This window comes from Halobacillus sp. BAB-2008 (genome assembly GCF_000328325.1).
Lineage (GTDB): Bacteria > Bacillota > Bacilli > Bacillales > Halobacillaceae > Halobacillus.
Window position 1 is genome coordinate 1 of sequence record NZ_ANPF01000041.1, and the last position, 23,461, is coordinate 23,461.

Sequence of the window (23,461 nt, forward strand, 5' to 3'; positions counted from 1 at the left end):
CCYCCCCCCCCCTAGATATACCTTCTTTAACAAACGAAAAGCCCCCTATCCAAGGATAGAGGGCTCACAGCTTATGCCTGTTTCATTTTCTCTTTATACTGATCGTACTCATCCTGCACGGATTGAGGCGGCTCTTTGCCGATCAGACTGACAATAATAATAGACAGGAAGGAGAACACAAACCCAGGGGCAAGCTCGTAAAGGTCGAAGATTCCACCTTCCAGGCTGCTCCAGACGATGACCGTGACGGCACCGACGAGAATCCCCGCTACCGCACCGTTACGCGTCATCCGCTTCCAGAACAAGGCAAGCAGAATCAACGGACCGAATGCAGCACCGAAACCTGCCCATGCATAACTGACCAGCTCAAGCACTTTACTATCGCGGTCATATCCAAGCAGGACAGCGATGAACGCAATTCCGATAACGGAAATGCGGCCGACGATCATCTCTTCTTTCTGGCTCGCTTCTTTACGGAAGATCGCTTTATAGAAGTCCTGTGCCAGGGCACTGGAAGATACAAGCAGCTGGGAATCGACCGTACTCATAATGGCAGACAGAATCGCTGCCAGCAGGAACCCGGCGACCCATGGGTTAAACAATACCTGCGAGAACATGATGAAGACCGTTTCCGAATTGGCAAGCGGTGCATCAGCGAAATAAGCGATACCGGCAAAACCGACAAATATCGCGCCGAACAGGGAAATGATCATCCAACCCATACCAATCATCCGCGCTTTCGGGATGTCTTTCGTTGAACGGATTCCCATGAATCGTACGACGATATGTGGCTGTCCAAAGTAACCGAGTCCCCAGGCAAGCAGCGACACGACACTGATGACCGTCACGCCGGAATAGACGTCAAGATAAGACGTATCCATATTTCCAATTGCCTGGACGGTTTCATTCCAGCCGCCGAGTTCTTGAATGGCAACAATCGGTATGATAATCAACGCAAGGAACATCAAGATTCCCTGGATAAAGTCGGTCCAGCTCGCGGCAAGGAACCCGCCGAACAGCGTATAGGAAAGAATAACAGCGGCACCTACCCATAAAGCAAGTCGGTAGTTCATACCGAAGGAGTTCTCAAGCAGCACCGCACCTCCTACGAGACTGGAAGATGTATAGAAAGTAAAGAAGATCAAGATGATGATCGCAGATAATACACGAAGCACTTTCGTATGATCGTGGAAACGGTTCTCAAAGAAATCCGGAACCGTGATGGAATCCTTCGCGACTTCGGTGTAGACACGGAACGGCTTGGCAACGAACTGCCAGTTCATGAACGCTCCGGTAGCAAGACCGATCGCAAGCCAGATCGAGTTCATTCCGGTGAGGTACATCGCACCAGGAAGTCCGAGCATCAGCCATCCACTCATGTCCGAGGATCCGGCACTCAGGGCGGCGACACCAGGGGTCAGTCTTCTTCCCCCAAGCACGTAGTCAGACAGATCGCTCGTCAACCGGGCGGCGACGTAACCGACGATCTGCATCCCTACGAGGTATACAATAATTGCGATTAAGGTTTGAATGTTTATGTCCATTGGTGATTCACTTCTCTCCCTTTTCTGTAAAGAATGTAATGATGCATATGATAATTAACAACGGCATTGGAATAAGCAGCCAACACCATGTGGCAAGAGTTAAATCAAACTCCACAAATTACCCTCCTCGATGTTTACAACCTTATTTCAAAAACACATGTGGAGTAGTATAACATAAACGCGTATTCTGACAAAAACCGCACCATTTCGACGAAAAGAGGATGAAAGCGACACGATTCCCATCCGCCCCTTCCCCATCCGTCTCCATCCCATACCGCACCTTTGATAAAGCCCTTTCATGGGAAAAGTTCCGTCATTCACCCATTTTCTTTTAAACTGGTTAATTAGAACGCAATTCACATACACAAAAAAGATTAAAAAGACTTATATAAAAGTATATTTCTTACATAAATCAATAATTGAACAGAACAAAATGGATGATAATGATAATATAAAGATTCTAAAGAACTAATAAAAATCCTTAAAAAGGAAAAGAACACCCGTAAAAAAGCGTGCTTCCCTTATCGGAAGCACGCTTTTTTCAATTATAACGACAGTTTCACTTTTCTGATCTGCCCGTTTTCTTTGCTCGCCACTTCGAAGCTGTGCGGACCGTGCTGAAGAATCGTACCTTCTCCGGCATCGACATCGTTTTTCAGAATCCATCCCGAAATCGTGTCGACATCTCCGTTCTCTAGCTCCAGTTCAAAGTAGTGGTTCACGTCTACGATCGACACTTTCCCATCGATCAGAAAGCTCCCGTCTTCTTCCTTGACGATCTCTTCCTCTTCTTCATCGAATTCATCCCGGATGTCTCCTACGATTTCTTCAATGATATCTTCGACCGTAACGATTCCCGACGTGCCACCATACTCATCTGTAAGCAGGACGAGCTGCGTCTTTTCCTGCTGCATCCGCACAAGCAGTTCACGAATCGGTATATTCTCAAACACGCTCGTCACCGGACGGATGAACCCCTCCAGCGAATCGACAGCGTCTTGACGAAAGAGCTCTTTAATATGAAGCACACCGATCACATGGTCTTTATCCCCCTGAATGACGGGGTACCTCGTGTATCTCTCTTCTTTGATGAAGGAGAGGGATTCCTCTAAAGGATCTTCCACATCCACAACGGCGACGTCCGTCCGGGGGACCATGATTTCTTTGGCCAGGCGGTCATCGAAGTCGAATATGCGCTCGACATATTGGAATTCCGACTGGTTGATTTCCCCTTTTTCATAGCTTTCAGACAGGATGTGGCGCAGTTCTTCTTCCGAATGCACGTCATCCGACTCTTTCGCAGTCTTATATCCGAACAGACGGATCAGCATATTAGCTGATCCATTCAAAAGCCAGATCAGCGGGTACATAATTTTACTGTAAATAATCAATGGAGGCGAAAGCATCAGTGTAATGGATTCTGCCTTTTGGATCGCCATCGTTTTCGGCGCTAATTCTCCTAATACCACATGTAAGAACGTGATAATGAAAAACGCGATAGCAAAGCTGATCGTATGAGATAAACCAGATGGTAAGTCAAGGCCGCTGAACAGCGGATGAAGCAGGACTTCCAGCGTCGGTTCGCCGAGCCACCCCAGTCCAAGTGCCGTGATCGTGATTCCCAATTGACACGCAGACAAGTAATAGTCGAGGTTCCCTGCCACTTTCAGAGCCGCTTTCGCCCGCTTGTTCCCTTCGTCTGCCCGTGCTTCCAACCTACTCTTCCTTACCTTTACAATCGCAAATTCGCTTGCAACAAAGAACGCTGTCAATAGAATCAACAGAGCCACTGCTGCAAGCTTCATCGACGTTTCCATAACCTATCCCCTTTATTCATAATATGTGTATCCTTCCTTGATCCATTTGTCCACAAGACGCTGTTCTCCATCCTCGATAGGCTTTCTCCTCCCTGATACAGATCCGCCGGGGAACGGCTTTATTGGAATACAAAAAAGACCTTTACCGTTTATAACCAGGGTAAAGGTCTCTACATGTATGAGATTCCGACCTTTACCTTAAATGGCAAAGGTCTCGCAAACAACGGTACGTTGCCAGTTTAGCCGGCGATCATTTCCATGACCACGTATTGTCGACATCACTGTAAGCTACTCCCCTTTGGAGGATGACACGATCCTGTTCCCACAGGTATGACCTGTGGTAAGTGAGACTATCATACCCTATTCACTGCGGAACGTCAATCGGGTCTTTTCCCCGCTATAGTCTATGCTGCGGCGACAGGCGTGATGCACCTTTTTCTTCCGGATTCATACGTTACTACAACAACGATAATGAGGTGAGAGGTATGACAGGAAACGCGGATCCCACTTCTTCTGAAGCCGACTATTTCTTTGATGTCAATACAAGTCCTCTGTTTACAAAAGACGCTCATAACAAAATCAACATCTTAGGTCAGAAGCAGCTGAATACGCTGGAAGGTTCGTCCCTGCTGGATATATTCCTGACAAAAGGGAACGTCGTAGAGCCGCATTACCATCAAAATGCAGCAGAGCTGGTCTACTGCATTTCCGGGGCAGCCACTGTTTCTCTTCTTCAACCGTTTACGAAAGAACTGCTGCATTTCCCTATTACCCCGGGGCAGGTCGCAAACGTCCCTCAGGATGGTGGCATTATGAAGTCGCAACGGCCGATGACACCCACCTGCTCGCCATATTCGATGCACCGAATCCGGAAGTGATTCTCGGCTCTGATATCTTGAAATTTACCCCGTCGGAGGTCATGGCGCACACGTACTGCATGGACGAACAGAAATGGAAGGAAGTAACGGCACCGATCCAGCCGAGCACCTATATCGGTCCTTATTCCAACTGCATCCGGAGAACCGGTGCACAATGGAGGTACCCGCAGCAGGCCGCTTATATCCACCCCGTCTACTATTATCCTCCCTATATGTACTAAAAACACCTACCTCCGCCGGTAATAGAAGAAGGTAATCAGAATATAAATAAACACGGCGATGAAAATAAACACCACGCCGGAGACGATTTTTTCTATTTCATAGAAATCAAGGTTTCCAGCGAAATGAAGCAGCCAGGATCCAAGGGCGGCACCGCCGATCCAATAATGAAACGATTCATCCTTCATTCGGTCCACCTCCTTCTCTATCTACGAAGGAGGGGACGTGTTTGTTTCACGAAAACGCAGCCGTCTGCCTGCCTTTCTCCTCAGTTTGTGGACATTCTAATTTGTTTCAGTTTTTTATTATGTTCCTCCAAGCGCTCATTGTGAGAAGAAACCATCGCACGCGGATCGGCATCGGGGGCAACATGCTGTTTCGCCTGATTGACCGCGTTCGCTGCATCCTGGAATGCACCGGCAATCAAGTGCAGCTTGCCTTCATGGTGAAGGATGTCCCCTGCTGCATACAAACCCGGTATGGAAGAAGAGCTTTGAGCGTTTCCCTTCACATAGAAATTGTCCACACGTGCGAGCGGTAGCGGGCTGCTGTCAAGCAGAGAGGCATCCCGGTTAAAACCGTGACTTACGACCACTTCATCCACAGGAATAGAAGTGATACCGGCATCCACATGCTCCAGGACGACCGATTCGATCCGGTCTCCGCTCTCGTTAGCCGCAAGCGCATGGATGGACGACTGTTCATGAAGGTGCACGCCCTGTTCTACGAGTAAATCGATGCTTGCTTCATGGCCTTTCAGTTCTTCCTTCCGATAAACAAGGTGTACGTCCGCATGCAGCCCGGCCATTTCATTCGCCCAGTCAATGGACGAGTGGCTGCCGCCGGATATAAGAACCCGCTTCTCCTTGAAGCGCTGTAACGACGGAACGGTATAGTGAAGATTGCTGACTTCGAACGCTTCCGCCCCCTCCATCTCCAACTTCTTCGGCTCTATAATTCCGCCGCCGACCGCAAGAATGACCGTCTTCGACCAATGCTCTGAACCATCCTCCGTCTCAACAAGGAACACCTCATCCACCTTCTTCACGGATGTCACCTTCACCCCGAGAACAAGGTCCGGGTCGAACGTCGTGCCCTGTGCAATCAGCTGGTCGATCAGCTGCTGACCGGGGAGCGGCGGAAGACCGCCCACGTCCCACACCATTTTCTCCGGATACACGTGAACCTTCCCTCCAAGGTAAGGGTGGCTTTCGATGATCTTCGTCTTCATATTCCTCAATCCGCTGTAGAAGGCAGAAAAAAGCCCCGCCGGCCCTCCGCCGATTATCGTTACATCATGCATATGTCCCGCTCCCTTATCTTTTGTTTCTTTAATCATAACTGAAAATGATTATCATTTTCAAGAGTAGATCTACTATCCCGTCAATCCATTCTCTAAAAATACGGACATTCGCACGGACCTTTATCGGTATAGAAGGATAAACGGAGTCCCATACATTTTTATCGAATTTCCCTATTCTGTTCTTCCACACCTCACCGAGACCAAGAGGATCGACCCTCTGCTCCTGCATCTCCTTTATCAACCGCTCCCCGTTTGCTTCGAAAAAGGATGTAAAAGCTTCCTCAAGATTCTTCGTTGGAAAATTTCCCTCTTGTAACGAAGTGTTTTCTCCTATGATTCCTCTTATATCAATAGAAATTGTATATTCCGGCTGATCAAACGTACCACCGATATCATAATCGACCTTCGACCCGATGTTCTCCATGACCACGCGGGCACCTTGGTACTCCATTGCCTGCAGACCGTCATTAAAGCTCTGACTGAGCATCTTCAAGATAAATGCATCTTGGAATGGAATCGAGTACACCATCTTATCGCCTCTAAAAAGAGCATAACCACTCAGTTCCATCTTCCCGTCGAGCCTGCGGAACAGGGGGAGGGAAGGATCCATTCCTTCGGAGTAGTAAGCATACAGGAACTTCTGGAGGTTTTGGGTCGGGATATACTTCGTCGTATTCTGCCGAATAAGGCTTTTGATATATTCCCCTGTCGTTTGTGTCTCACTGTAGGTGCCTTTGATGAGCTCTTCTGCTGTTCCATCGACGATACCGACGTAAACATCCCTCCCTATGTTGGGATCGCGTTGCAGAACATCCACAAAGGAATTCAACCCTTCTTCAGCCAGCCTATTTCCATAGAATATCATGGACACTTTTCCCATCCGCAAAGGAAATGGAGATTTATTTTCAATATTCCTTTGGACTTCTTTCACACTTTTACCGGTTGCACCTAAAAGCAGTTCTTCTTCCCCGCCTGCTTCATCCTGCTTGAATTGAGGAATGATGGTCGTTCCACTGATTACGCCTTCCTCGACGAAATCGTAGGCGACGACATTCACAAGCGCAGTGTCCTCGATACTCGTATGAGGGACACATCCACAAAGAAGCAGGAGCACAAAGTATAAGACGCTTTTAGCTTTCATGCTCATTACCACCTTTCCTCCTGCACATGGTCCAGATAAAAAGAACAGGAACATAAACAAAAAAACAGAAGCCGATTTCTCCTGTAAATGTGTTGAGCCGATTGATGGAGGCGCGGTCATCCACCAGGATGGCAGCTGTTAAGAGGATGGTACAGTAAAGCCATAGAACATGCCTTTCTCTGACAGAAAATACCCGCTTTGGTATGCTGCTTGCAGCCCAAAGCGCGAGGCAGATATTTGGGATGACGACAAACACCCAGAGCGCGATGCCGATATATTCAAACCTGGCCACGAAACCGACATCAATGATTTTCCACAACGTAACCGTCCCCCAGGTAGTGTGTTTCAACTGTTCTTCATTAAAATAGCTGAAAGCGACGATTGCTGTAACTAAATAAATCAAGGTCGTGTAGAACACTCCGAAATGCGCCCATTTCTTGGATTCCGACTTCTTTTTAATAAAGGGATAATAGACAAAGAGCAGGCCGATACCGAGGAAACTGAGCAGAGTAAACTTTGTGGAAGCTAACAGTTCCACCCACGTATGATCGATGGAGGGATACACATTCTCGACGTTTCCGTACCGGATAGGGATGATTTTAAAAAGGAGCAGAGGAAGACCGATCCACACCCCCATAAATGCCGCTCCGGTAATGACCCGTAATCCACCTTCGATGTAATAATAGATAATCAGGAGAAAGACCGCTGCAAACAGCCATACAGGAAGTTTCGGAAACACCCACGTCTGAACAACTTCGATAAAGGTCCGAAGTACCGTGAAGCTCAGCAGCAGACAGTAGAGGCTGAACAGAATACTTAAGAAGCCGCCGACATATTTTCCGAAAGCCTCCGAGTGGACGGTGACAATGTCCCCGCCTGTTTTATGCAATATACGATAAATCATCCAAAGGAGAAGATGAAGACCGGCCCCGCCGATAATGATCGAGATCCAGGCGTCATATCCTGCTTCTGAAGCAATATATTTCTCAAAACCAAGGATTCCAACACCCACCTGCATTGAATGAATTAAGAAGAAAACCATTGACGAACTGATCAACAGGTTTTCAGGAATCGATGATACCTGTTTACTCATCAATATCCTTCCTTTCCGCCGCCCTTGTCTGATTAAATCTTTTAGAATCCTCAGCCCTTGTTTGAACCGGCCGTTTTGATTGTTTATAAAACGGCAGTCGAATAAAAGCATCCTTTAAATCACGGAACCTTAATGGATAGATTGGGGCAAGAAATGGACGCCCAATGGACGTCAAGCGAATCAAATGACCGACGAAGAACACCATCACCAGAGAAATACCGATTAATCCCCACATTTGTGCCCCTATCAAAAATGGAAAACGGATCAGGCGAATCGTATTGCTGATTTGATAGATAGGGGTGGTGAAGGAAGCGAGCGCAGATAGGGCGACTACAATAAGGAGAACATTGCTCGTCAACCCTGCATCAACGGCTGCTGTCCCAATGACAATACCTCCAACAATACCGATGGTCTGCCCCACTTTCGTAGGCAGTCTGGCCCCCGCCTCCCTGAGAAGTTCAATGGCCAGTTCCAAAATGACGACTTCCAATATCGGTGGAAAAGGAATATCTGCCCGGGAGGAGATGATGGTCGGGATCAGGTCGTCCGGGATCATTTCATGATGATAGGTCAGCACAGCTACATAAACAGGACTGCTCAAAATAGAGAACAACACAGCGAAAAGCCGGATTAGCCGCAGTGCAGACGCTACCGGCCATGGAGAAAGATAATCATCACTTGCCGAGAAAAATTCAACTACAGTTGTCGGACACGTCAACGCGTGAGGAGCCCCGTCTACCAGAATTGCTATTTTACCTTCAGCAAGAGATCCGGTGACACGATCTGGTCGTTCTGTGTCCAATATTTGCGGAAAGGGAGAGTTGGAATTGTCCGATAACATTTGACTGATATAGGAGCTGTCGTTAATTTCGTCAAACTCAATATCCTCCAACCGCTGTAAAACTGTATGGACATTTTCTTTACTTGCTATACCATCAATGTACAGGACGGCAACCCTTGTCTTTGTCAGTTTTCCGACCTTCTTTTCCTCCATCCTTAATTGCGGAAGCGGCAGCCGCTTTCTAACAAGGTGCAGATTCGTATCCAGTGATTCCACAAAAGCTTCTTTGGGACCTACCACACTAAATTCCACTTCCGGAACACCGACCGGCCTCGCTTGAGTGGAAGGAGCAGGAATAAGAAGACAGCTCTTCCATCCCCCTTTCCAAACGACTAGAACATGACCTGTCATCACTTTTTCTTTAATAACCTTTACTTCCCCTGTCAATGTGAGATCTTCGACAGGGACTGCTTCCTTTAAATCTTCCAGAGATCTGTAAGAACGTTTCTTTATTGACGGCAAAATAGATTCTTGGAGCTTTTTTTCGTCGATCAGTGTTTTTAAAAAGTACAGAACCGCTTTATTCTTCCCGTTGATTTCATATGTTTGAAAGTCCTTGGATTGATCCAATTCTCTCAGGAAATCATCAACGGAAGTCGTCGTCCCTTCTCGGTTACGTTTATTTTCCATGTGTATCTCCTTAAATTGAGAGGCTTCCAATTATTGTTCGGGGAAAAGCATGAATTTATTCCCCGCTGGGGAAAGTAAGGAAAGAAACAAGAAGGGAGTGTCTAAAATGTTGTTTGCTTATATGGTGCCGATCATCCTCATCATTTGTTTCTTCAGTGCTGTTTTTATAGGGTTCCATATAATTGCCGTTGCTTTGCTTTACTTATTCATATCTATTACTTTCCTCCTGCCTTTTCTTCTTCTGTACACATACGCGGACGAATAAAAAAGAGAGGGGAATTCTATCTCCCCCCTCTTCGGATCTTTAAAGTTTTTTCTTATACCAGCTGTCCATCGCCCCGTGTCCGGAACCGGCCAGCGCCTCTTCCAATAAGGAAAAGCCGAACTTCCGGTACAGACGGTTGGCAGCCTCCAGTTTCTCTACTGTCTCTAAATAACAGTACTCGTAATGGCGGGCCGCATAATCCAGAGCCGTCTCCATCAGTGCTTTAGCCGTCCCCCGCCCCTGCGCCTCCGGCTTCACATACAGCTTCTGCAGTTCACAGACTCCTTCTTCCTCAGCAAACGGTGCGATTCCGACACCGCCCAACACTTCCCCTGAATCACCCAGCGCCACCCAATACTCAGCAAACGGTGTCCTCTCGTAAAAATGGGACAGGTGAGGAAGCTCAGGGTCATAATAAGCAGTGCCGGGGATATCCAACCCAAACGATTCCAGGGACTGCTTAATAATCCGCTCCATCTCCCGGTCGTGCTTTTCCTTCATTCTAACAATCTGCATCGCTTTTCCCTTTCCTTCATTTCTATTTATATGAGAGGTATCTCCCTCCAGAAGCACCTCACACTGCCCGTCTTCCAGTCGGACGACGGTTACGCTCGTCCCATGGATGAACGGCGGATCCCATAAAGAAGCGAGCGGTTTCCCGTTCAGTATCAGCATCATGCATTTAATGACGACTGCATGTGCGACGATCAGCACGTTTTGATTCGAATGATATGCCAGCGAATCCAGGAAGGCGGCAATTCGTGATCGGAATGCCTCAAACGTTTCTCCACCGTGAGGAAGATAACGATGTGGTGCGTTCCAGAACATGTCGAAGCTTTCCGGAAAGTCCGTTTTGATTTCTTCCTGCGTCCGTCCTTCCCATTCTCCAAGGTGAATTTCCTTCAGCTTTTCCTCCAGATAGACGGGGATTTCCCGCTCTCCCCGGATCAACTCGGTCGTCTGCTGCGCCCGTCCACTCGGACTGGAATATACGGCGGCAAATTCGGTACTCCGGAGCCTGTCTCCAAGCGATGCGGCATCCTTTTCCCCTTGTTCCGTCAGGGGTGAATTCTGCCATCCCTGCATTCGTTTTTCCCTGTTCCACACGGTCTCCCCGTGCCTGGTTATGTATATCGTGACCACTGTAAATCCTCCCTTTTTTCAAACATACATCTTAGATATTATTCGATGCTGCACCGTCCTTTTCCTTTTCCAAGCCACTTCCCACTCTCCAACAATAAAAAAACGATTACCCGGGCTCGGATAATCGTTTCTTCCTCTAGTTACCGATATAAACACTGTCACACGTGTTCGGCTGCGGCTCATAGTAGCAGTGGTTCTTGAACTGGCCCGCGAACGGCTGGTCGTACCACGTCGGTGGACACGGCGCATACGGATTGAAATACCAAAGAGCATACTTCGCCGGATGTTCCCGCCAGTAATCCAGGTTTCTTTTCGCTAACCTTTTTTCGATGGAACGGGCACGGTTGTAGAACAGATTCCCTTTTTGGACCGCTTCGAAAGAGTAGTTGTTGCCCTGCACTTGGAATATCACCTGACGGATCGTCCGCACATCCCGGAAGTCAAGGCAGTCCGCCTTGGCCCGGTTGACAATGACGTTTCCGACGTACAGCATGCCCTGCTTCCCTTCCCCTTCCGCCTCGGCCCGCATCATCCTCGCCATCAAAGCGACATCTGCATCTGTATATTTCACTCTCGGCATATTCTCACCCCACGAATATTCTATGACAGAAGCAGGCATTCATGCCACGTTTTTCCCGAAGATCAGGCACGGGCGGCAAGCGTCTCTGTGAAGCGTTGGATTTCCGCCTTGAATTTCTCCTGCTCCTCAAGGAATGGATAATGATTGCTTTGTTCGAAAACGATCAGAGAGGCATCCGGAATGAGCTGCTCCATTTCTACGGAGTATTCAAGCGGACACTGCACGTCAAACTTCCCACAAAGAATTAAAACGGGCGTCGTGATCCAGGGGAGCTTCCTCGTCACATCAAATAAAGGGAATTCACGGTTGAAGAAATTCAGCCGTTCTGAAGCGATCCGCTTATGTATCGGTTTATCGAAGAGAGCCGGATACGCATCCGGATCGACGAGGGAGAGCTTCGTCCGTTCCATTGTCCTTTCCTTCCGTTCCGCTTCCGACAGCGTATCGAGCTTCAACGTTTCGATCAGCTGCTGCATCTTCTCAAACTGCGGGTGGGAGGGGTTGTAAATACACGCCGGAGAAAGCGTAGCGTAGTCTCTGGCTGCAGAGCCTGTAATAACAGCCCCGTTCAATTTTTCCGAGAAGAAAATACCATAAAGGACACCAAGCATCCCGCCGATGGAATGGCCGGCAAATGCCCACTTCTCATAGTCCAGCGCTTCCCGGACCGCTTCCAAATCAAACACCGTCTCAAGCATGCCGAGTTGATAAGGCTCTTCCGCTTCAACCGAACCCCCTGCCCCGCGCAGGTTAATAAGATGAACGGTATGGGTTTCCGTGAACGTATCCGCGAAATAATCTCCCGTTTCATTGAATTCGGAATAATGATGGGTCACACATAAAGGCGCTCCTTTTCCTTTCGTAAACACTTCGAAAGCTCCTCTTTTCGTAGCCACTACCTCTCTCTTCCACATTTCCTTTCAGCCCCCTTCTATAATTCTGCCTCTCATCTTCCCCGTATCGATATCCGTCCCCCGCACCCATTCCTCCCATTGTACATCCAGCACTTCGTGTGACCGGGCAATCGTCGTCAGGATTCTTTTTGTCTCGTAATGGTAAGAAAAGGTATGCAGCGTTCCGAGCATTTCTCTATAATGATGGAAGAATTGGGGAGAATCCGGATTCCGAAAATGATCGAACGCTGCCTTCTGATCCGGCAGGACAAGCTGTTCCATGTCCTGCTTTCTTTTCTGTGAAACGTGGACATTCTTTCGGTTTCTATCCATTAAAGGAGTACTATCGAAATGATTCGAACAGCCAAGGACATCATCCGAGCGATGAACGACTACCCTGCCAGGAGATGCTTCCACAATCACGCGGGCTCCCGTGGCGTCCCCGACCGAAAAGTTGTAACAGGCAGCATGTGGAACCTCTTTCAATACATCGACCGCTTCCTCTGCGTTCCGGCACTGATCCAGCACCATTCGAACGGCAAGCCATGGGGCAACGCCCTTCCTGTAGCTGTGATGACTGACGAAATGCAGTCCGATGACCACCCCGGCTTCATTGACGCCGTCATGCCTTCCCAACTGCTGCAGCGTATAGCCGGCAGATGCAAGGACATCTTTCGTCTGCTGAAGGAGAAAAACACCTTCGTATTGAGCGGGAGTAAAATCATAATTCCGCACATAATAGCCAGGTGTCAACAAAGAAGAACAGCCCATGCCCTCCGCTTTCGGGACGTCATATCCGCTGAACAAGGCGGCCGCTTCCGCATAAGAAATACCCACGCCGGCTGCCATGCCCTCAAGCTCTTCAAGGAGGACCGGATCGAAATGACGGAAGATGGCTCGACATTCCTCCATGTCAATCGATTCCTTTGTCATCGCTTTTATATTGTCGAGCATCGGATGGTCCCGCCAGTATCTCCCCAGCTCTTCCCCGGCTAGAAATGCGTCTTTCCGCACCTGTAAAACATCTACATAAAATTCAGTCATGCCTTTCCTCCTCTAAGGAAACCACTGGTTCCTCCCTTCTAGTGTAATCCTTTCGACCTCCCTCCGTCCTGTCCCTTCGTGCGTGATGAGGACAGGTCGGAAGAAACGTCCGCCATCAGAAAAAAGCCCCCCGTTCCCGAGACGCTTTTTCCACCCTCTATTTCTTCAAGAGTCCGTGTGGATCAAGGACGAATTTCTTCGCCGCACCGTCATCGAACGCTTCATATCCTTGAGGTGCTTCGTCCAGACCGATCACGGTCGCATTCACCGCCTTGGCAATCTGCGCCTTCCCTTTCAAAATCGACATCATCAATCCTCTGTGATAGCGCATGACAGGCGTCTGACCAGTAACGAAGGTCTGTGCTTTCGCCCAACCGAGGCCGAAATCAAGCTTCAGCGTCCCACGGCGGGCATCCTCATCAGAGGAGCCCGGGTCTTCCGTGACGTAGAGTCCGGGAATACCGAGGCCACCGCCGGCCTTCGCTGCCTTCATCGCCGAATTCAGCACCGCGGCAGGAGCTTCCTCATGATTATGCCCGTGCGCTTCGAAGCCGACACAGTCGACAGCGGCATCCACCTCCGGAGCACCGAGGATCTGATCAATCTGTTCGGATAGATCATCATGCTTGGCAACATTAATCGTTTCGCAGCCGAAACTTCTCGCCTGCTCCAGTCTTTCTTCTATTAAATCCCCGACAATGACGGTCGATGCCCCGAGAAGCTGGGCAGAATGGGCTGCGGCCAGACCGACCGGGCCGGCACCTGCAATATAAACCGTCGAACCCATCTGTACCCCGGCCGTATAAGCACCATGAAAACCGGTCGGGAAAATATCAGAGAGCATCGTCAAATCCAGCATCTTCTCCATCGCTTCGTCTTTATCCGGGAACTTCAATACTTGGAAATCTGCATAGGGGACCATGACATATTCCGCCTGACCGCCGACCCATCCGCCCATATCGACATACCCGTAGGCCGACCCCGGCCGATCGGGGTTCACATTCAGACAAATATGCGTTTTCCCTTCGATACAGTTGCGGCAGCGCCCGCAGGCTATATTAAATGGAACGGAGACGAGATCCCCTTTCTTCACAAATTCGACGTCCCTTCCCGTTTCCATCACTTCTCCGGTTATTTCATGGCCGAGCACCAGTCCTTCCGGGGCCGTCGTCCGTCCACGGACCATATGCTGATCGCTCCCGCAAATATTTGTCGAGACCACTTTTAATATAACGCCGTGCTCACACTTCCTGCCGACATTCTTTGGATTCACTCCCGGACCATCCCGCAATACCAATTCTGGAAAATCAATTTCCTTTACCGTCACGCCACCGTTTCCTGTATAGGCGACCGCACGATTTCCACCCATTAGGATTCCTCCCTTATTTGTTAAATGACACCCTTGACTTCTCCGCCAAGCTCCACCTACCAAAAAAAGACAGCATGCTGGTACTTTCCCCGATCCGCAATAATGTAAACGATTTCCTTTTATGTAAGTATAAACAAAAGGCATTTCAGCTGCTGGGCGCTGGGAGTGGATAAAGGGAACAGCAGAGCCCGCGGAAAGCCGGAGCCCGCTCCTCAACAGAAAAACCACTTTTCCATCAAAGAAAAAACGCCTCCTGAAAAATCAGGAGGCGTTCCAATCAGGCACCTGCCCAGACGTCCTTGGCAAAGCGGCCTTCTTTCTCAAGTTGATTCAGCCATTCGACGGCTGTCTGCTCATCCGTATCATGGATATGTTGATAACTTCTTTGAAGCATTGCGGTCACATCCGGTGCCATCCTGCTTCCGTCTCCACAGATGTAGAGATGCGCACCATTGTCAAGCAGGTCTACCAGCTTCGCTGCATCCTCTTCCATTATATGCTGGACGTAGCATTTCTCTGCACCGACTCTCGAGAAGACGGTGTGAAGAGTGACGATTCCTTCCGCTTCCGCTGCCTGCAATTCCTCTTCATAAAGATAATCCTCTTCCGGATGACGACACCCGAAGTACAGGTGCGCTTCTCCAAGCGTTTCACCTGCCTGTTTCTGAAGGCTGCGTTTCTGCAGAAAACCGCGGAAAGGAGCGACCCCAGTCCCCGGACCGACCATAATGATCGGCGTCTCCAGACTCTCCGGCAGGTGGAAAGCCGTTTCCGGTGTACGGATGAAACAGGCGATCCGGTCTCCCGGCTTCCGGTCGGCAAGGTAATTGGAGCTTACTCCTTTGTAAATTCCTGTCCCGCTCCACGCTTCATCTTCGACGACGGACACGGTAATACTCGTTTCCCTGTCGTTTTTAGCCGGGGAGCTGGAAATGGAATAGTAACGGACTTTTAGTGCCGGCAAAAGCGCAAGGAACTGGTCAAATTCCATCATACTGGAAGGATAAATCTCCAACAGCTCCAGCATCGTCCGGCGTTTTTTCAGCACTTCGCTCTTATACGTTTCGTCTTCCAACAGTTCCTCAAGCTCCACTTTATGCGGTGGACAAGGGTTGCAGGCAGCAAGGGCACGAATCTGAGCTCTCGTTGCCGGTTCCTGCAGTTCGACGTGGGAAGCAAGCAGGTCCCCAAGCTTGATCGGCTGTCCGGATGGAAGGTGCTTCGCCTTCCCGGAACCCTCTTCAAGCAGGACGTAATCCTCCGCTTTCACATCAAAGCGGGTGCAGACACGAGCGAGGAGCTCTTCCCCATTTTCCGGAAGCACACCAAGGTGATCACCTTCCTGGTAAGTCACTCCATCAGGAAGCTTGATATCAAGATGACGGGTGCTCCGGCTGCCTGATTTCTGCAGTTCGCGGTTCGCTGCTACTTCACTTGTAAAGGCATCGTAGGCACGGGCTACCGGTGTGTAGGACGTTCCACTGACGAACTTCAGAGCAATCGAGCTTGTGGAATCCTCTCCTGCTTCCACTTCCAATTCGAAATGAGCAGCCAAACCGTCCCACAGCTTCTCCTGCCATTTCTCGAGGTCACCGTCAAAATCATCGCCGGCATCCCCTTCCCCGCGTGGAACGATCCGTTCTGCACCTTTCGCTTCCATATAACGATCGATTTCCTGTGGAACCTTCTGGTAAGTCGTCGCCCAGTTGCGGTCTCCACATCCAAACACCGTGTAGGAAACGCCGTTCAACGCGCCTTCTTCTGCGGTTGAAATCCATTCCATGAACTGAACAGCATTGTCCGGAGGGTGACCGTTATAAGAAGCAGAAACGAAAATAACCGCTCCTTCTTCGGGCAGGTCCCCGGTGCGGCTGTCGAGCGGGGCCGCATCCGTTGCAAACCCCAGGGAAGATGCTTTTTCAGCAAGCTCACGGGCGACTCCTTCCGCCGTCCCCATATTGGATGCATATAAGAACAGAAGCGGCGTCCCGTGTCCGTCATTCGTAATGGCAGGTGTATCATGTGCTTTTGTTTCCTGCCCTTTCGCCTCCGGGTTATAGAAGGCCGTTTTCTCCACACGCGGGCGTACCTTCATCGTCAGCCCTTCCGGCTTCAGTGTCAGCGTTTCTTTCACATCCAGCTCGTAGTTCGTATGGTCAATCAGCTCGAACTGCTGAAGGACCATACCGAGGACGATCGTCGCCTCATGCATGGCAAACTGCTGTCCGATACACGCACGCTGACCGTTACCGAACGGTTTGAATGCATGGTGAGGAATTTTGGAAGGATCCTCAAACCGCTCCGGACAGAACGCTTCGACATCCTCTCCCCACACGGCTGTATCTCTGTGCAATTCCGGAGTCAAAAGCGTGAACACTTCTCCTTTTTGAGCGGAATATTTACCTGCCAGTGTCGTATCTTCCTTCGCATAGACGGTGAACGCCGGCGCAGTCGGCCATAGTCTCAGTGTTTCATTGAGGATCATGCGGGCATATTTCAACTGTTTCACCTGCTTATAATCCGGAACGTCATCGCCGAGCACGGCATCCACTTCTTCATAGGCTTTCTGAAGCTTATCGGGATTCTTCATAAGGAAGTAAAGCGCAAAGGAAAGCAGACCGCTCGTCGTTTCGTGTCCGGCAATGAGGAAGGTGAGCATTTGATAACGGATATTCTCATCACTCAGTCCTTCGCACGTCTCAGGATCTTCCCCTTCCAGCATATGGGATAGCAAATCGTTTTCCCCGTTATCTCCATTCCGTTTCCGCTCCGCTATCAGCTCATCGGCAAGCTTGAACATATCATCGATATCCGCCTCGAACTGTTTCTTCGTCTTAAGCATCAGTTTATCCTGGATTGGGAGCCGCTGTGTCTGGCTCATGGATTCATCAAGAGCACGCACCATTTTCTCGACGAACGGGTGCATATCCTCTCTGTAAAAACTGTTGAAACGGAAATTAAATCCGCACAGACCGATCGTATCCAGGGTCAGGCGCGTCATATCTTCCGGGACATCAATTTCTTCGCTCGCATTCAATCGTTCCCACTTCTGAACGAGCTGGGTAGCGAGGTCGAGCATCTTGTCATGGTACCCTTTCATCGCCTGCTGACTGAAGCTCGGCAGAAGAATCTGATGGGCTTTCTTCCAGTTCGGCTCGCTTGTTTCACTCGTAAACAGTCCGTCTCCTCCGAAGGCCCGTACTTTCTGGAGTGCAGGACCAACACTTTTATCGAAGCGTTTCTCATCGCAGATCTCCGCTGCGAGTTCCGCACTGGATACGAATGTACTCGTCCGTCCAGGGAACTCAAATTGATAGATCGGACCGAGTTCCTTCGCCATCTTCATAAACGTCTGGACAGGCTTTTCTTTATCCAGGGCCGGTAAGTTTCCTAATGGTCCATATGTTTTCGGTCTTGGCAGTTGATTGTATTGAGTCATGAACCGTCACCTCTTTCAATAATTGCGGAATGAACGTTCATTCCGTTTGTGGGTTAAGGAAGCTCCGCCCCATCAGGAATGATGGCGCACAGCGTCCCAACAGCTGTCTTCTACTCCACAGAGAAGCGCTTCATCCACTTTCAGATCACCAGAGCGGATCAGCTGCTGCAATTCGAGAAAACTGCCGAAAATAATGGCAATCAAGGCCATTGTCGGCAAATCGCGTATTTCTTTCGCTTTCTTCCCTTCCTCCACGAAGTCGCGGAGGATGCTCCACAATTCCGTAAACGCTTCTTCACTTCGTTCATCCAAAAAATAAGCAGCATTATGTGTTTTCAGGAAGTATAAAGCATGGTCATGCTCGTTCGTAAACCGGACCATCCGCTGGAACAGATGATGGAACTGTTCCCGGATACTTTTGTCAGCCGGATACCCTTCTTTAAGCATCGTAATGAACACATGCACATACTGTTGAAACAGCGTATTAACGAGGACTTCCTTATTATCAAAATACCGATAGATCGTCCCTGCCCCTACGTTCGCATCCTTCGCAATCATCGGAATCGTCGTGGCATCATAGCCGCGCTCGGCGAACAGGGTCAAGGCGCTGTCCAGAATGTCGTCTCGTTTCGTAGTTGCTGTCTTCATGGTGATTCTCTCCTCCAAAAAGCGGAATGATCATTCATTCCTAAATAAATTTTAGTACATTTTACCACTTGCTTCAATAAATCAAAGGACTTATGAAAAAGGACCTGAACAGCTGTTCAGAAATCTTTACAATCAAAACAGTTCAATTTTCAGATGGTCTGTTATATAATATTAACATTATCCACTTACAAGGAGGGGCGAGGATGAATAAACAGCTTAAGATATTGACAGCCATGTTGATCCTGGTCGCGTCGATGGTCATGGTCCATCATGTGCACAGCCCGAGTATGCAGGTGGATATCCAGAAGAATGTCGTCTTGGATAACGGAGAGTCCTCCGGGGACCTATCCCTGAACAAAGACGCCATTGCGGTCACATCTATTACCATTCTGGCCGCCACACTTCTTCTTGTTTACACTGCGGCGTATCAGTCGCAGACACGAAGACGGGTGTTCCTTACCCCGATATTCTATCAATCTAATTATGTGAGCGAAACTCCTTTGACCCATTGAACGATAATGATCAAAGGAGGAGAAAAACGATGCTATGGTTTCGTATGATTATGATTGGAATGTTCTCACTTACTGCAGGTTCTCTATTTATCTACCAAAGTGCGGAGATCTTCCACGCATTCACTGACTTTTTCCATAAAGAGAAGTAACCAAAAACCTTCCGGCCTCTTGGCCGGAAGGTTTTTTTATTTGTTTTTTAAAGTAATTCTCAGATCTTCTTTCGTTGTTCCTTACTTATTACAGCAATCCAAACAGGCAGCGGCTAGAGATCGAACCTATATTGTTTACAGAGCGTACTCTTCCACCTTCAGATCTGTGATGGTGCCTTGATGGAAGAACAAGCGCCAGCGCCCCTCCATCAGCTTCCATATGGAACTACGAAGGGTATTGCGTTCCCTTGTCTTCTCCTTAAGGTAGTAGGTGGTCAGCACCGTATCATCGGCGAGCGATTGGATTTCAAAATGATAGAGCTCCATCTCCCCCTGGACCACGCCTTTCAGACATGCTTCTCTATCGTATTTCTTTCCTGAGCTTCCGATTTCCCAAAAATCTTCCGCAAGGATCTCCCCTAACTTTTCCGGCGATTCTCTTACATCTGTTCTTAAATGACTCTCTTCCAACTGCTTAAAGTGTGATTTCGTATCGATGACCATGCTTCTCTGCCTCCCAAACTATCTTTTATATATCTTTACCTTATTCCACTAATTTACATTTCATTCTATCATTTCTTGTGTCCTTACGAGGTTTCCTGCTATACTTTTCCTATATTTTTCATACTTTTCTTTCCTCTTCAAGCCGAGATTTCAACCATCATATACATAAGAAGGGAATGTCCGCAATGACTACAATCGGATTCATCGGAACAGGCGTCATGGGTAAAAGCATGGCCCGTCATTTGAAAAAAGCAGGCTATGATATCCATCTTTACACAAGAACAAAAGCGAAGGCAGAAGAACTCTTGAAGGAAGGGATGGTCTGGGAGGATAGTGTTGCAGAGCTTGCCCGCCGCTCGGACATCATCCTCACGATTGTCGGCTATCCGACAGATGTTGAGGAAGTCTATTTCGGAAAAAACGGCATCTTAGAGCATGCAACAGAAGGTACCTACGTCATCGATATGACCACTTCTTCTCCTGCCCTTGCTTCAAAAATCGCGGATAAGGCGAAGGCTGCAGGCATCCACGCTCTCGATGCTCCCGTATCCGGAGGGGATATCGGCGCGAGAAACGGGACGCTTACCATCATGGTTGGTGGAGAACAAGCCGATTATGACGCCGTCCGTCCAGTGTTGGAAGTGATGGGAGCAAATATCGTCCTCCAAGGTCCGGCCGGTGCCGGTCAGCACACGAAAATGGCTAATCAGATCGCTATTGCAGCAGGCATGCTGGGCGTTACAGAGGCCATTCTATATGCCGAAGAAGCGGGGCTTGACCCGAAGCGTGTCCTGAAGAGCATCGAAGCAGGAGCGGCGGGGAGCTGGTCCTTGTCCAATCTTGCACCGCGTATGATCAATGAGGACTTCGCACCGGGCTTTTATGTGAAGCATTTTATCAAAGACATGGCGATCGCTATCGAATCCGCCGAGGCCATGGACATTCCTGTTCCAGGTTTGAAACTCGCCAAGGAACTGTACGACCGCTTCCAGGAGGCCGGGGGCGAAGACAAAGGAACCCAGGCCATCTACGACTATTACCGAATGATGCAGTCCTGACCTTTATCATGAAAAAAAGCCTTCATCCACTGGGGATGAAGGCTTTTTTCAAACTGTTGCAAAACTCAAACAGAAATCCATATTTATAACGTAAGTACACCGGTTCCCTTTTAAACTCCATTTCATCTTACTTATAACGAAACGAATGAGAGAAGGAAAATTTCCGCAAAGGGCGGAAGGGAATGGGCAGACGCCAACGGGATTAGCGGAACAGGTGAGACACCGGAAGAGCAACGCGATGAGGAGGCTCACCGGCCGCCCCGTGGAAAGCGTCCCATTCCCCGTAGCCCTACTCTCCTCCAAGAATCAATTCTCTCATTTTATATCTTCAATCGGTTCGTCAAAGAGGTCGGTGAACTTGGCCACATTCTCATAGCTGAATTCGAAGGCCATCTTCACTTCGCCGAATCCCGGCTGGTAGAAATACCCCTGGACCTCGTAGCTGTTCTTGTTTTCCCTTACTTTGATCAGATGGAAGTAACGCTGGATGTATTGTGCCATCTCTTCCAGCTTTCTATTACGCACTTTAATCCATTGTTCTTTCAATTCATCTGTAGGAAAATCCGATTCTTTTAACATAGCTACACTCCTCTGAGAAAAATCCCATACTCGTATTCTCTTTATAGTCAATATGATATAAGAGCTCCGGTTTATTTTCAACTGGAATCCCGTCTATTTATCTAATTATTTCGAAAAAAACTTATTCAGGATACGTCTTCTGAAGAAAAGCGACGGACTGCCTGATCAGCTTCTTCAAAACAAGGGTGTCCACATCGGCGAGTTTATTAATATACACACATGCTTTTCCGGTCTTATGTTTCCCTAAGTCCGCAAGCCGTGCAGAGCGATCCGGATCTCCGGTCGCAAAATACAGGCTGATGTTCGCTTTGCGCGGGGAGAAGCCAACAAGGGGTGCATCGCCTTCATGTCCCGTTGGATATTTATAATGATAGGTCCCAAAACCGATGATGCTCGCCCCCCACATACGGGCTTCATAACCCGTCGTCTCCTCAAAGATCTTTACAAGCTCCCTGGCGTCTTCGCGCTTCCTCGGCTGCTCGACGGAATCAATGAAACTGTCGACATCCATCTCTGTCGGCTTTGTTTTTTGTTCATAAGCCATCGACCATCCCCTCCTTTTAAAAACATTTCTCCTTTGGAGAGGCATTCTCCTGCTTTTCTTTCCCAAATGGACTTGCCCCCAACCTAATGGAATATTATGCTTGTAAGTAGAGAATCAGTAGTTTTATAAGAAAGGTTGAGCTTTTTTTGAGTATCCGTTGGACAAGAAGCCGTGTTTTCGCTATGTTCACCGCTGTTACTGTTATTGGGATCGGCGGTTTGATCGGGTGGGACATCCGGGCCTCTCATATGGAAGTGGAAGGGCTCGTTAATGCCTGCTACGATGCCGGTGGTCTTCCTCGTATAGAGAAGTCCGGTCTAAGCGTGACATTTTTTGAATGTGAATAAGAACACGAAAAAACCCGGGACGGTTCCATTCCCGGGTTTCACTGTATCTTCCTTACAGGTATTTGAATTTCCGAGAGATACTCCTCCGGGTTTTTCGTCACATAATCATCGATGATCACCCGTTCGATCGCCTCCCCGTTCACTTCATAGCCTTCCTCATTTAAATAATGGAAGATTGTCTCATAATGGTCCTTGACCGTCACACGTTTCTCTTTGCAGTAAAGACAGACATACTCTTGGTCTGGAAGGACGGCGGCATGAGGTCCATCTGCCATTTCTTCCGAGAGAAGAAGAAGCGATTGGTGGGCATAGGTGTCCTCTGCCTTGATTTCTTCGACGTCCGCAGTCAGAGCGACACCACCGATGAAGATGGATGCACGCTTCCCACACTTGTTCTCAAGCGATCGCAGCGCAAGTTCCAACTCTTCCTTTGTACGTATGCACTCCCGCCACTCCAGAATGTGGCGCTCGGGAATTCTTTTAATAATCGGTACATTCCATGTCTGCAGCTGCTTTGCCCACTGCAGTTCCTCCTTACGGTTACGCGCCCGGCGCCTCACTTTCTGAAGAGCCTTGATCTGTCGGTCCGCTTCCTCTTCCTGCCGTTTCAACAGATGATAAAAGAAGTCGACATCTCTCCTATCAAATACATCCTTGATTTCTTTCAACGGGATGCCAAGCTCTCTTAAATAATGAATCGTATTTAAATGCTCGAATTGATCTATGGAATAATAGCGGTACCCTGTCCGCTTATCCACTTCATGCGGTTTAAAAAGGTCGATCTCATCATAATAACGGAGAGTCTTGACGGGAAGGTTATGCAGCTTCGACATTTGACCAATGGTGAATTTCCGTTTCATCCCTTCCCTCCTTATCTCATTTTTTATATTTATTATAATAGAAGGAAAGAAGCAGAGGAAT

At 48.7% G+C, this 23,461-nt stretch carries 22 protein-coding genes and 1 pseudogene; 5 read left to right on the forward strand and 18 right to left on the reverse strand.

Annotation, left to right across the window (positions count from 1 at the left end; all coding sequences use genetic code 11):
• Positions 1-71: 71 nt before the first annotated feature.
• The gene (putP, locus tag D479_RS09880; RefSeq protein ID WP_008636458.1) at positions 72-1,544 is read right to left on the reverse strand and encodes a sodium/proline symporter PutP; all 1,473 of its coding nucleotides are present in this window, start codon (positions 1,542-1,544) and stop codon (positions 72-74) included.
• Between the two features lie 545 nt (positions 1,545-2,089).
• The gene (locus D479_RS09885) at positions 2,090-3,361 is read right to left on the reverse strand and encodes a hemolysin family protein (protein ID WP_008636460.1); all 1,272 of its coding nucleotides are present in this window, start codon (positions 3,359-3,361) and stop codon (positions 2,090-2,092) included.
• Positions 3,362-3,846: 485 nt separating this feature from the next.
• Here D479_RS09885 and D479_RS09890 point away from each other — a divergent pair.
• Positions 3,847-4,460 (forward strand): annotated as a pseudogene (locus tag D479_RS09890) (cupin domain-containing protein).
• 6 nt (positions 4,461-4,466) lie between these two features.
• On the opposite strand, the gene D479_RS09895 reads toward D479_RS09890, so the two are convergent.
• The 5 genes from D479_RS09895 to D479_RS09915 all read right to left on the reverse strand — a co-directional run bounded on the left by D479_RS09895 (position 4,467) and on the right by D479_RS09915 (position 9,466).
• Positions 4,467-4,646 carry a hypothetical protein gene (locus tag D479_RS09895; protein WP_008636463.1) on the reverse strand — a complete coding sequence of 60 codons (180 nt, stop codon included), beginning with the start codon at positions 4,644-4,646 and terminating at the stop codon, positions 4,467-4,469.
• An 80-nt stretch (positions 4,647-4,726) separates the two neighbouring features.
• On the reverse strand, positions 4,727-5,761 hold the full coding sequence (locus D479_RS09900; protein ID WP_008636465.1) for an NAD(P)/FAD-dependent oxidoreductase: 1,035 nt from the start codon (positions 5,759-5,761) through the stop codon (positions 4,727-4,729).
• 28 nt (positions 5,762-5,789) lie between these two features.
• Positions 5,790-6,902 carry a Ger(x)C family spore germination protein gene (locus D479_RS09905; RefSeq protein ID WP_193743879.1) on the reverse strand — a complete coding sequence of 371 codons (1,113 nt, stop codon included), beginning with the start codon at positions 6,900-6,902 and terminating at the stop codon, positions 5,790-5,792.
• Positions 6,892-7,995 (reverse strand): GerAB/ArcD/ProY family transporter, encoded by a 1,104-nt coding sequence (locus D479_RS09910; RefSeq protein ID WP_008636467.1) that lies wholly within the window; start codon positions 7,993-7,995, stop codon positions 6,892-6,894. The genes D479_RS09905 and D479_RS09910 overlap by 11 nt, the downstream gene beginning before the upstream one ends.
• On the reverse strand, positions 7,988-9,466 hold the full coding sequence (locus D479_RS09915) for a spore germination protein (protein ID WP_008636468.1): 1,479 nt from the start codon (positions 9,464-9,466) through the stop codon (positions 7,988-7,990). Before D479_RS09915 ends, D479_RS09910 begins: the two co-directional genes overlap by 8 nt.
• Positions 9,467-9,572: 106 nt before the next feature.
• On the opposite strand from D479_RS09915, the gene D479_RS20725 reads away from it, so the two are divergent.
• Positions 9,573-9,731 carry a hypothetical protein gene (locus tag D479_RS20725; RefSeq protein ID WP_193743880.1) on the forward strand — a complete coding sequence of 53 codons (159 nt, stop codon included), beginning with the start codon at positions 9,573-9,575 and terminating at the stop codon, positions 9,729-9,731.
• A gap of 39 nt (positions 9,732-9,770) precedes the next feature.
• Here D479_RS20725 and D479_RS21295 read toward each other — a convergent pair whose 3' ends face one another.
• The 7 genes from D479_RS21295 to D479_RS09950 form a co-directional block, all read right to left on the reverse strand.
• A complete protein-coding gene (locus D479_RS21295; protein ID WP_008636469.1) occupies positions 9,771-10,874 on the reverse strand; it encodes a bifunctional histidine phosphatase family protein/GNAT family N-acetyltransferase in 1,104 nt (367 codons plus the stop codon).
• 136 nt (positions 10,875-11,010) lie between these two features.
• Positions 11,011-11,454, reverse strand: coding sequence for a cell wall hydrolase (locus D479_RS09925; RefSeq protein WP_008636470.1), 444 nt, complete (start codon positions 11,452-11,454; stop codon positions 11,011-11,013).
• 62 nt (positions 11,455-11,516) lie between these two features.
• Positions 11,517-12,368, reverse strand: coding sequence for an alpha/beta hydrolase (locus D479_RS09930; RefSeq protein WP_008636471.1), 852 nt, complete (start codon positions 12,366-12,368; stop codon positions 11,517-11,519).
• A 6-nt stretch (positions 12,369-12,374) separates the two neighbouring features.
• The gene (locus tag D479_RS09935) at positions 12,375-13,391 is read right to left on the reverse strand and encodes a C45 family peptidase (protein ID WP_008636473.1); all 1,017 of its coding nucleotides are present in this window, start codon (positions 13,389-13,391) and stop codon (positions 12,375-12,377) included.
• Positions 13,392-13,548: 157 nt separating this feature from the next.
• Positions 13,549-14,760 (reverse strand): formaldehyde dehydrogenase, glutathione-independent, encoded by a 1,212-nt coding sequence (gene fdhA, locus D479_RS09940; RefSeq protein WP_008636474.1) that lies wholly within the window; start codon positions 14,758-14,760, stop codon positions 13,549-13,551.
• A gap of 277 nt (positions 14,761-15,037) precedes the next feature.
• The gene (locus tag D479_RS09945) at positions 15,038-18,199 is read right to left on the reverse strand and encodes a cytochrome P450 (protein WP_008636475.1); all 3,162 of its coding nucleotides are present in this window, start codon (positions 18,197-18,199) and stop codon (positions 15,038-15,040) included.
• Between the two features lie 72 nt (positions 18,200-18,271).
• Positions 18,272-18,847 carry a TetR/AcrR family transcriptional regulator gene (locus tag D479_RS09950; RefSeq protein WP_008636476.1) on the reverse strand — a complete coding sequence of 192 codons (576 nt, stop codon included), beginning with the start codon at positions 18,845-18,847 and terminating at the stop codon, positions 18,272-18,274.
• A gap of 203 nt (positions 18,848-19,050) precedes the next feature.
• Here D479_RS09950 and D479_RS09955 point away from each other — a divergent pair, with 203 nt between their 5' ends.
• The gene (locus tag D479_RS09955) at positions 19,051-19,359 is read left to right on the forward strand and encodes a hypothetical protein (protein WP_008636477.1); all 309 of its coding nucleotides are present in this window, start codon (positions 19,051-19,053) and stop codon (positions 19,357-19,359) included.
• Between the two features lie 284 nt (positions 19,360-19,643).
• On the opposite strand, the gene D479_RS09960 is transcribed toward D479_RS09955, so the two are convergent.
• Positions 19,644-20,012: a DUF4440 domain-containing protein gene (locus D479_RS09960; protein WP_008636478.1), complete on the reverse strand. Its 369-nt coding sequence runs from the start codon at positions 20,010-20,012 to the stop codon at positions 19,644-19,646.
• Positions 20,013-20,197: 185 nt separating this feature from the next.
• On the opposite strand from D479_RS09960, the gene D479_RS09965 reads away from it, so the two are divergent.
• Positions 20,198-21,070 carry an NAD(P)-dependent oxidoreductase gene (locus D479_RS09965; protein ID WP_008636479.1) on the forward strand — a complete coding sequence of 291 codons (873 nt, stop codon included), beginning with the start codon at positions 20,198-20,200 and terminating at the stop codon, positions 21,068-21,070.
• A 315-nt stretch (positions 21,071-21,385) separates the two neighbouring features.
• On the opposite strand, the gene D479_RS09970 is transcribed toward D479_RS09965, so the two are convergent.
• Complete coding sequence (locus D479_RS09970; protein WP_008636480.1) at positions 21,386-21,649, reverse strand: hypothetical protein; 264 nt, start codon at positions 21,647-21,649, stop codon at positions 21,386-21,388.
• Between the two features lie 121 nt (positions 21,650-21,770).
• Positions 21,771-22,193 carry a DUF1801 domain-containing protein gene (locus D479_RS09975; protein ID WP_008636481.1) on the reverse strand — a complete coding sequence of 141 codons (423 nt, stop codon included), beginning with the start codon at positions 22,191-22,193 and terminating at the stop codon, positions 21,771-21,773.
• A 146-nt stretch (positions 22,194-22,339) separates the two neighbouring features.
• On the opposite strand from D479_RS09975, the gene D479_RS09980 reads away from it, so the two are divergent.
• On the forward strand, positions 22,340-22,540 hold the full coding sequence (locus D479_RS09980; protein WP_008636482.1) for a hypothetical protein: 201 nt from the start codon (positions 22,340-22,342) through the stop codon (positions 22,538-22,540).
• Between the two features lie 38 nt (positions 22,541-22,578).
• On the opposite strand, the gene D479_RS09985 is transcribed toward D479_RS09980, so the two are convergent.
• Entirely contained in the window at positions 22,579-23,400 is an 822-nt protein-coding gene (locus tag D479_RS09985; protein ID WP_008636483.1) for a MerR family transcriptional regulator, read from the reverse strand.
• Between the last annotated feature and the right edge of the window lie 61 nt (positions 23,401-23,461).

Excerpts from the sequence above, each read along its gene's own strand:
- D479_RS09905 (WP_193743879.1), bottom strand. The coding sequence starts at position 6,902 with ATGAAAGCTAAAAGCGTCTTATACTTTGTGCTCCTGCTTCTTTGTGGA.
- D479_RS20725 (WP_193743880.1), top strand. The coding sequence starts at position 9,573 with ATGTTGTTTGCTTATATGGTGCCGATCATCCTCATCATTTGTTTCTTC.
- D479_RS09960 (WP_008636478.1), bottom strand. The coding sequence starts at position 20,012 with ATGGTCATCGATACGAAATCACACTTTAAGCAGTTGGAAGAGAGTCAT.
- D479_RS09915 (WP_008636468.1), bottom strand. The coding sequence starts at position 9,466 with ATGGAAAATAAACGTAACCGAGAAGGGACGACGACTTCCGTTGATGAT.
- fdhA (WP_008636474.1), bottom strand. The coding sequence starts at position 14,760 with ATGGGTGGAAATCGTGCGGTCGCCTATACAGGAAACGGTGGCGTGACG.
- putP (WP_008636458.1), bottom strand. The coding sequence starts at position 1,544 with ATGGACATAAACATTCAAACCTTAATCGCAATTATTGTATACCTCGTA.
- D479_RS09945 (WP_008636475.1), bottom strand. The coding sequence starts at position 18,199 with ATGACTCAATACAATCAACTGCCAAGACCGAAAACATATGGACCATTA.
- D479_RS09910 (WP_008636467.1), bottom strand. The coding sequence starts at position 7,995 with ATGAGTAAACAGGTATCATCGATTCCTGAAAACCTGTTGATCAGTTCG.
- D479_RS09925 (WP_008636470.1), bottom strand. The coding sequence starts at position 11,454 with ATGCCGAGAGTGAAATATACAGATGCAGATGTCGCTTTGATGGCGAGG.
- D479_RS09985 (WP_008636483.1), bottom strand. The coding sequence starts at position 23,400 with ATGAAACGGAAATTCACCATTGGTCAAATGTCGAAGCTGCATAACCTT.
- D479_RS09965 (WP_008636479.1), top strand. The coding sequence starts at position 20,198 with ATGACTACAATCGGATTCATCGGAACAGGCGTCATGGGTAAAAGCATG.
- D479_RS09895 (WP_008636463.1), bottom strand. The coding sequence starts at position 4,646 with ATGAAGGATGAATCGTTTCATTATTGGATCGGCGGTGCCGCCCTTGGA.
- D479_RS09975 (WP_008636481.1), bottom strand. The coding sequence starts at position 22,193 with ATGGCTTATGAACAAAAAACAAAGCCGACAGAGATGGATGTCGACAGT.
- D479_RS09930 (WP_008636471.1), bottom strand. The coding sequence starts at position 12,368 with ATGTGGAAGAGAGAGGTAGTGGCTACGAAAAGAGGAGCTTTCGAAGTG.
- D479_RS09970 (WP_008636480.1), bottom strand. The coding sequence starts at position 21,649 with ATGTTAAAAGAATCGGATTTTCCTACAGATGAATTGAAAGAACAATGG.
- D479_RS09935 (WP_008636473.1), bottom strand. The coding sequence starts at position 13,391 with ATGACTGAATTTTATGTAGATGTTTTACAGGTGCGGAAAGACGCATTT.
- D479_RS09885 (WP_008636460.1), bottom strand. The coding sequence starts at position 3,361 with ATGGAAACGTCGATGAAGCTTGCAGCAGTGGCTCTGTTGATTCTATTG.
- D479_RS09955 (WP_008636477.1), top strand. The coding sequence starts at position 19,051 with ATGAATAAACAGCTTAAGATATTGACAGCCATGTTGATCCTGGTCGCG.
- D479_RS09900 (WP_008636465.1), bottom strand. The coding sequence starts at position 5,761 with ATGCATGATGTAACGATAATCGGCGGAGGGCCGGCGGGGCTTTTTTCT.
- D479_RS09950 (WP_008636476.1), bottom strand. The coding sequence starts at position 18,847 with ATGAAGACAGCAACTACGAAACGAGACGACATTCTGGACAGCGCCTTG.